This is a genomic window from uncultured Sphingomonas sp. (assembly GCF_934560975.1).
In the GTDB taxonomy this organism is placed as follows: Bacteria; Pseudomonadota; Alphaproteobacteria; order Sphingomonadales; family Sphingomonadaceae; genus Sphingomonas_I.
The window spans coordinates 40,995-48,816 of sequence record NZ_CAKTFO010000021.1; the positions used below are offsets into that span (position 1 = coordinate 40,995).

Sequence of the window (7,822 nt, forward strand, 5' to 3'; positions counted from 1 at the left end):
TGTCTCCGTCCCCGGGCGTGGCCGCCAGGGCGATGGAGACAGGAACCCGCTTTCGGCCCGACCCGATGCGCTTAGTTGTCCTCGTCGGCCAGGCGGCGTTGCGCCAGGATCGGCGAGCGGGCCGCGGCCGTTTCGTCGAGCCGCCGCCGAGGCGCGAAATGCGGCGCGCTTTTCAGGCTCTGGTCCCCGGCCCTCGCCCGTTCCGCCACCGACCGCAGCGCGCCGATGAACTGATCCAGCGCCGCCTTGCTCTCCGTCTCGGTCGGCTCGACCAGCATCGCGCCGTGGACCACCAGCGGGAAATAGACCGTCATCGGGTGGAAGCCCTCGTCGATCAGCCCCTTGGCGATATCCAGCGTGGTGAAGCCCTGCGGCATCCCCTCGTCGGAGAACAACGCTTCGTGCATACATGGCCCGGCCTTGGCGAACGGCGCGTCCAGCACGTCCTCCAGCTGGCGCAGGATGTAATTGGCGTTGAGCACCGCGTCACCCGACACCTGCCGCAGCCCGTCCGCGCCATGGCTCAGCATGTAGGACGCCGCGCGGGTGAACATGCCCATCTGACCGTGGAACGCGACCATCCGGCCGAAGCTCTGGCCGTGATGCTCCTCGGCGGTCTCCTCCTCCACCAGGCGGAAGCCGTCGGCGGTCTGCTCCACGAACGGCAAGGGCGCGAACGGCGCCAGCGCGTCTGAAAACACCACCGGCCCCGAACCCGGCCCACCGCCGCCATGCGGGGTGGAGAAGGTCTTGTGCAGGTTGATGTGCATCGCATCGACGCCCAGGTCGCCGGGGCGGACCCGGCCGACGATGGCGTTGAAGTTGGCGCCGTCGCAATAGACCAGCCCGCCCGCCGCGTGCACCGCGTCCGAAATCGCGATCATGTCGCGTTCGAACAGGCCGCACGTATTGGGGTTGGTGATCATCACCGCCGCCACGTCGGGCGCCAGCCGCGCCTTCAACGCTTCCAGATCGACGCGCCCGTCCGGCGTCGCGGGGATATTCTCGACCTTGTAGCCGCAGAAGGCCGCCGTCGCCGGGTTGGTGCCGTGCGCGCTTTCGGGGACCAGGATCACGCTGCGCGCGTCGCCCCGTGCTTCCAGCGCCGCGCGAATGGCGAGCAGGCCGCACAATTCGCCATGCGCGCCCGCCTTGGGGCTCATCGCGACCGCCGGCATCCCGGTCAGCTTGCACAGCCATTCGCCGACCAGATGGATCAAAGCCAGCGCGCCCTGCACGGTCGAGATCGGTTGCAGCGGGTGGATGTCGGCAAAGCCCGGCAGCCGCGCGATCCGCTCGTTCAGGCGCGGATTATGCTTCATCGTGCACGAACCGAGTGGAAACACGCCCAGGTCGATCGCATAATTCTGGCGGCTGAGGCGGGTATAATGCCGCACCGTCTCCGGCTCGGACAGACCGGGCAGGTCGATCCTGGCGGTACGCTCCATCCTGCCGAGACGCGACGGCGCGGCGGGCGCCTCGTCAAAGTCCACGCCGGTGCGGTCGGTCGCGCCGATCTCGAACAGCAGGGGCTCTTCCAGCATCAGCGCGCGATTGCCGGTGTGGGTGACCGGGGTGCCGTCGCCCTGCGACCGGCTCATCTCGGGCTTCCAGCCGGACTGGTTGATGGTCATGCCAGCGCCTCCTTCAACGCGGAGGCCAGGGTCTGCACCTGCTCCTCCGTGGCGGTTTCCGTCACCGCGACGATCAGGCCGTTCTCACGCCCCTCGCCTTCCTCGAACAGGCGGCTGAGCGCCACGCCGGCAAGGATGCCCTTGTCCGCCAGCGCCCGTACCACCGGCCGCGCCGGCTTGGACAGTTTCAGCGTGAATTCATTGAAGAAGGCGTCGTTCAGCAGCTCGACACCCGGCACCTTGGCCAGCACGTCCGCCGCGGCCGAGGCCTTCGCATGGTTGATCGCCGCCAGCGCACGCAGCCCCTTCTCGCCCAGCAGGGTCATGTGGATCGAGAAAGCGAGCGCGCAAAGCCCTGAATTCGTGCAGATATTGGACGTCGCCTTCTCGCGCCGGATATGCTGCTCTCGCGTCGACAACGTCAGCACGAAGCCGCGCTTGCCGTCGGCGTCCACCGTCTGGCCGCACAGCCGGCCCGGCATCTGCCGCACATATTTGTCACGCGTCGCGAACAGGCCGAGATACGGCCCGCCGAACTGGAGGCCGACGCCGATCGACTGGCCTTCGCCCACCACGATATCAGCGCCCATCTCGCCCGGCGACCTGATCGCGCCCAGCGCCACCGGCTCCGTCACCACCACGATCAGCAGCGCGCCCTTGGCATGGCATGCCTCGGCCAGTTCGGACAGGTCCGCCACATGGCCCAAGATGTTCGGGTTCTGGACGACGACGCAGCTGGTCTGGTCGTCGATCGCGCCGAGCAGACGCGCCATGTCGTCACCGGGCTTGCCCTGCGCCAGCTGCGGCAGCGCGATGTCCAGCGTGTCGCCGGTGAAGCGCGCCATGGTCTTGGCGACCGAGACATAATGCGGGTGGAGGCCGGCCGACAGGATCGCCCGGGTCCGCCGCGTGATCCGCCGCGCCATGCCGATCGCCTCCCAGCAGGCGGTCGAGCCGTCATACATGGAGGCATTGGCGACATCGCAACCGAACAGGCGCGCGACCTGCGTCTGGAACTCGAACAGCACCTGCAACGTACCCTGCGCGATTTCCGGCTGATAGGGCGTGTATGCGGTCAGGAACTCGCCACGCTGGATCAGGTGGTCGACGCTGGCCGGCACATGGTGACGATAGGCGCCCGCGCCCAGGAAGAACGGCGCATCGCCCGCCGCCAGATTCTGCTTCGCCAGCGCGCCGAGCTGCCGCTCCACCGCCATTTCGCTGGCATGGTCGGGCAGCCCTTCGACCGGCGCGGTCAGCAGCGCCTGAGCCGGCACGTCGGCGAACAGGTCTTCGATCGATCCCGCGCCGACCGTGTCGAGCATCGCCCGCCGATCGGCATCGGTGAGAGGAAGGTAGCGCATTTCGGTCTCCACCCCCGCCCGTGTCCGGGCAGGGTCAAACGCATCACAGGACGGCGACGAACGCCTTGTAGCCGGTTTCGTCCATCAGGCCTTCCAACTCGCCGGCATCGGCCAGGGTCAGCTTGAAGAACCAGCCCTCGCCCTCCGGCGCGGTGTTGACCAAAGCGGGGTCGGCCTCCAGCGCATCGTTGGCCTCCGTCACCGTGCCGGACACGGGCGCATAGACATCGGACGCGGCCTTGACCGATTCCACCACCGCCGCTTCCTTGCCCTTGCTCACTTCGGTGCCGGCCGGCGGCACCTCCACGAACACGACGTCGCCCAGCTGCGCCTGCGCATAGTCGGTGATCCCGACGGTGGCGGCGTCACCCTCGACCGAGATCCATTCATGATCCTTGGTGAAATAGATCGTCATTGCGGGGCTCCCTTGCGAACATAGCGATGCGGCACGAACGGCATCGGCGTGACCGTTGCGGCGAGGCGCTTGCCCCGCACTTCGATGTGGAGGGTCGTGCCGGGCGCGGCATGCGCAGCCTCGACGAACCCCATGGCGATCGGCGCGCCCACGGTCGGCGCGAAGCCGCCGGAGGTGACGGTGCCGACCTTGGCGTCGCCGGCAAAGATCTCCGCCCCCTCGCGCGCGGGCAGGCGGCCCTCGATGGCGAAGCCGACCCGCTTCGTCGCCGCGCCCTCGGCCAGTTCGCGCAGGATCGTGTCGGCGGCGGGGAAGCCGCCTTCCGCCCGGCGACGCTTCGACACGGCAAAGCCCAGATCGGCGGCGGCCGGATTGATGTGGGTGTCCAGGTCATGGCCGTAGAGCGGCAGCCCGGCCTCCAGCCGCAGGCTGTCGCGCGCGCCGAGGCCGATCGGCTTCACCTCCGGCTGTTCGGCCAGCAACGTGGCGAACATCTCGATCGAATGGGCCGGCAGCGAGATTTCGAACCCGTCCTCGCCGGTGTAACCGGAACGGCTGATCCACAACGGATGCTCGCCATGGCCGAACAGGCCGGCGGTCATGAAGGTCAGCTTTTCGACGCCCGGCACCAGCCGCGACAGGGCCGTCACCGCCCCCGGCCCCTGCAAGGCGAGCAGGCCGTGGCTGTCCAGCGTCACCAGCGCGATGCCGGCCGGCAGCCGTTCGCGCATATAGGCGATGTCGCCATGCTTGGTGGCGCCGTTCACGACCATGTAGATATCGTCGGCGCGGCGCGTGACCATCAGGTCGTCGATAATCCCGCCCTCGCCGTTCAGCAGCAGCGAATAGCGCATCCGGTCGAGCCCGAGGCCCTGTATGTCGCCCGGCAGCAGGGCTTCCAGCGCGCCCGCCACATCGTCGCCGGACAGGACCAATTGCCCCATGTGGCTGACATCGAACAGGCCGGCATGGTCGCGCGTCCAGACATGCTCCGCCAGGATGCCTTCATACTGGATCGGCATGGAATAGCCCGCGAACGACACCATGCGGCCGCCATGCGCGCGGTGCCACGCATCCAGCGGCAGCTTCTGTACGTCGAGTTCGTGAACGTCGCCCATCCCAATCCCTTTGCATCAGAGCACGACGGACAACGCCGGGCGGACGCCCTTTGTCTCCATCGCCCCCTCTGTCACGGGACCTGAGAGCTTTCGCGTGCGACGAATCGCGCGCTTACCCCTTCGGTGGGGTGTCGGCCTGTTCAGCCACCACCCGCTTTCCAGAGCGTCGTTAACGCACGCGGTCCCTGTGACCTGAGAGATTCCGGGGCGGTTGCTCCTTCGGCGGATGGTTGCCCACCCTTCTCCCGCGTGCGTCCTCCGGCGATTGCCCGCCGGCGACTTCGGCGACCCTGCACGGGCGGCAGATTCGCGTCAATCGGGATTTCGGCGGACGGCGACCGCCGCGACCAATTACCGCTTGCGACCGCGCGGGGGCGACGACAGACATTTCGGACATGAGCATTGCCAGAACGGTCGTCTACTTCGCCTATCTGGGGGATGAGGGCACGGACGATGACGTGGTCCGGCGGCGCCTGTCCTTCATGGCGCGGCAATTGCAATGGCTGTCCGACCTGATCGCCCTGTCGCAACAGCGGATTGCGGTGGTGGTGCCCTATGTCGCCCCGCGCGCCTGGGACGGCGCGGTGCAGGACGCGGTGGGCGCGCATGATTTCCGGGTCGATCCCGCCTCGATCGCGGCCGAACGACGCAACCGCTTCGAATATCCGGGCTTCCTCACCCTCAAGCGGCTGGCGCAACAGTCGCCCCCGGACGATCTGCTATTCTATTGTCACAGCAAGGGGATCGTGGAGCTTTCGGACAACAAGATGGGCCTGTTCCGGCTTCACACCGCCGTGGGACTGACCGCCGACCTTCACCGCCTGAACAGCGATCCGGGCAGGACCCGGGCGGGCCTGTTCCCGTCACGTTACGGATGGTGCTGGTACAATATCTTCTGGATCAAGGCCGGGCACATGGCCGATCTGCCGGTGGAGGAATCCGACGATCGCTACCATTTCGAGGCGCTGATCGGGGGCGTCCGGCACAAGGACGGCTATCGCGGCGTCCTGCCCCTGATCGATCGCGTGCCGGTGGAGGAAAGCGGGATCGCGGCCAAGCCCTGGTATCATGGCGGGGAAACCACCTCCCCCACGCTGCTCGCCAGCTATGACCGTTATGCCGCGATGACCTCACCCGCCGATGCCCGGAGGGACGGGCGCGGCTGACATTGGTGAGCCTTCCCTACGCCCGCGCAGGCAAGAGCCCAAGGCCACACGCGACTTGCGCCCCACCCTGGGCTCCTGCCTTCGCGGGAGCACTGCCTTGGATTGAGCCGGACAGGTAGACAGGTTCGCTGACCCGCCCTCTCATCACCGCTCGCGCCGGCAGGCCGCTCCGGTCAGTCCAGGTTCGGCCGCAGCCAGCGTTCGGCCGTGTCGAGGTCGACTCCGCGTCGGCCGGCATAATCCTCCAGCTGGTCGCGGCCGATGCGGGCGACACCGAAATACTGGCTGTCGGGATGGCCGAAATAGAAACCCGACACCGCCGCCGTCGGCAGCATGGCGAAGCTTTCGGTCAGGGTCAGGCCGGTCGCCGTCTCCGCGCCGAGCAGGTCGAACAGCATCGGCTTCAGGCTGTGATCGGGGCAGGCGGGATAGCCGGGCGCGGGACGGATGCCGCGATATTGCTCCTTGATCAGCGCCTCGTTGGTCAGCTGCTCGCCGGCCGCATAGCCCCACAAGGTGGTGCGGACATGCTGGTGCAGCCGCTCGGCAAAGGCCTCGGCGAAACGATCCGCCAGCGCCTTGAGCAGGATGTCGCGATAATCGTCATGGTCCGCCTTGAAGCGGGCGATGTGCGGATCGATGCCGTGGATGCCGACCGCGAACCCGCCCAGCCAGTCGCCGGCCGGATCGATGAAGTCGGCCAGGCACATATTGGCGCGCCCTTCCCGCTTCTTGATCTGCTGGCGGAGCATGGGCAGCCGCACCTCATGCTCGGGCAGGACATGCACCGCGCGCAACGCCGCCGAGGGGCCTGCCGCCGCGTCGCGTTCCGGCACGCCGGTCGCGTGGACGATGATGTCGTCCCCTTCACGCCGCGCCGGCCACAGCCCGACCACGCCGCGCGCCGTCAGCCACTTTTCCGCGATGATCGTGTCCAGCATCGCCTGCGCGTCGGTGAACAGGCTGCGCGCGCTCTCGCCCACCACCTTGTCGTCGAGGATGGCGGGATAGGTGCCGGCCAGTTCCCACGCACGGAAGAAGGGCGTCCAGTCGATCGTGGCGCGCAGATCCTCCAGCGACCAGTCGTCGAACACATGCAGGCCGGGCTGGGCCGGCGCGGCCGGCTTCTGCGCCGGATCATAGGCAAAGGCGTTGGCGCGCGCGTCCGCGATCGGCGCCAGGTCATTCTGCCCCTTGCCCTCGCGCGCCACCCGCACCGCTTCATAATCGGCGGCGGTCCTGTCGACGAAGCCGTCCCGCTGCGTGTCCGACATCAGGGTCGAGGCGACGCCCACCGCGCGGCTGGCGTCCAGCACATGCACCACCGGCCCCTTGTACGCCGGGTCGATGCGCAGCGCGGTGTGGACCTTTGACGTGGTGGCTCCACCGATCAGCAACGGCATGGTCATCTCGGCGCGCTGCATCTCGCTCGCCACCGTCACCATCTCGTCCAGCGACGGGGTGATCAGGCCCGACAGGCCGATCATGTCGGCGTCATTCTCGTTGGCCGCCTCCAGGATCCTGGTCCACGGCACCATCACGCCCAGGTCGATGATCTCATAGCCGTTGCAGGCCAGCACCACCCCGACGATGTTCTTGCCGATGTCGTGGACGTCGCCCTTCACCGTCGCCATGACGATCCGGCCCTTGGCCTTGGCGCCCTCCGCCTTCTCCGCCTCGATGAAGGGCAGCAGGTGCGCCACCGCCTTTTTCATCACGCGGGCGGATTTCACCACCTGAGGCAGGAACATCTTGCCCGATCCGAACAGGTCGCCGACGACGTTCATGCCGTCCATCAGCGGGCCTTCGATCACTTCGATCGGGCGGGGCAGCGCCAGGCGCAGCTCCTCCGTATCCGCGACCACATGGGCATCGATGCCCTTGACCAGCGCATGTTCCAGCCGCTTGCGCACCTCCCACCCGCGCCATTCCTCCGCCGCCTTTTCCGCGACCGCGTCGGTGCCGCGAAACTTCTCGGCCAGCGTCACCAGCCGGTCGCCCGCGTCGGGATCGCGGTTGAGGATCACGTCCTCGCACGCGGTCCTCAGCTCGGGATCGATCTGGTCGTAGACGTCGAGCTGGCCGGCATTGACGATGCCCATGTCCATGCCCGCCGGGATGGCGT

6 protein-coding genes and 1 riboswitch are annotated in these 7,822 nt (G+C 67.8%); of the genes, 1 reads left to right on the forward strand and 5 read right to left on the reverse strand.

The genetic code is table 11. The features are described from left to right. Nucleotides 1–71: 71 nt before the first annotated feature. Genes gcvPB through gcvT form a run of 4 tightly spaced genes read right to left on the reverse strand, consistent with a single transcriptional unit; the run spans nt 72 to nt 4,531 of the window. Nucleotides 72–1,634 carry an aminomethyl-transferring glycine dehydrogenase subunit GcvPB gene (gcvPB, locus tag Q0D93_RS12325; RefSeq protein ID WP_294394783.1) on the reverse strand — a complete coding sequence of 521 codons (1,563 nt, stop codon included), beginning with the start codon at nt 1,632–1,634 and terminating at the stop codon, nt 72–74. Then, nucleotides 1,631–2,998, reverse strand: coding sequence for an aminomethyl-transferring glycine dehydrogenase subunit GcvPA (gene gcvPA / locus Q0D93_RS12330; RefSeq protein WP_294394784.1), 1,368 nt, complete (start codon nt 2,996–2,998; stop codon nt 1,631–1,633). Before gcvPA ends, gcvPB begins: the two co-directional genes overlap by 4 nt. Before the next feature lie 43 nt (nt 2,999–3,041). Beyond that, nucleotides 3,042–3,413, reverse strand: coding sequence for a glycine cleavage system protein GcvH (gene gcvH / locus Q0D93_RS12335; RefSeq protein WP_294394787.1), 372 nt, complete (start codon nt 3,411–3,413; stop codon nt 3,042–3,044). Continuing rightward, nucleotides 3,410–4,531, reverse strand: coding sequence for a glycine cleavage system aminomethyltransferase GcvT (gene gcvT / locus Q0D93_RS12340; RefSeq protein ID WP_294394791.1), 1,122 nt, complete (start codon nt 4,529–4,531; stop codon nt 3,410–3,412). Before gcvT ends, gcvH begins: the two co-directional genes overlap by 4 nt. A 169-nt stretch (nt 4,532–4,700) precedes the next feature. Further along, nucleotides 4,701–4,789, reverse strand: a riboswitch (glycine riboswitch). Between the two features lie 137 nt (nt 4,790–4,926). On the opposite strand from gcvT, the gene Q0D93_RS12345 reads away from it, so the two are divergent. After that, complete coding sequence (locus tag Q0D93_RS12345) at nt 4,927–5,697, forward strand: hypothetical protein (RefSeq protein ID WP_294394793.1); 771 nt, start codon at nt 4,927–4,929, stop codon at nt 5,695–5,697. 173 nt (nt 5,698–5,870) lie between these two features. Here the strand turns inward: Q0D93_RS12345 and Q0D93_RS12350 are convergent. Then, nucleotides 5,871–7,822 (reverse strand): vitamin B12 dependent-methionine synthase activation domain-containing protein (locus Q0D93_RS12350; RefSeq protein ID WP_294394795.1); only part of this gene is annotated, 1,952 nt, incomplete at its 5' end.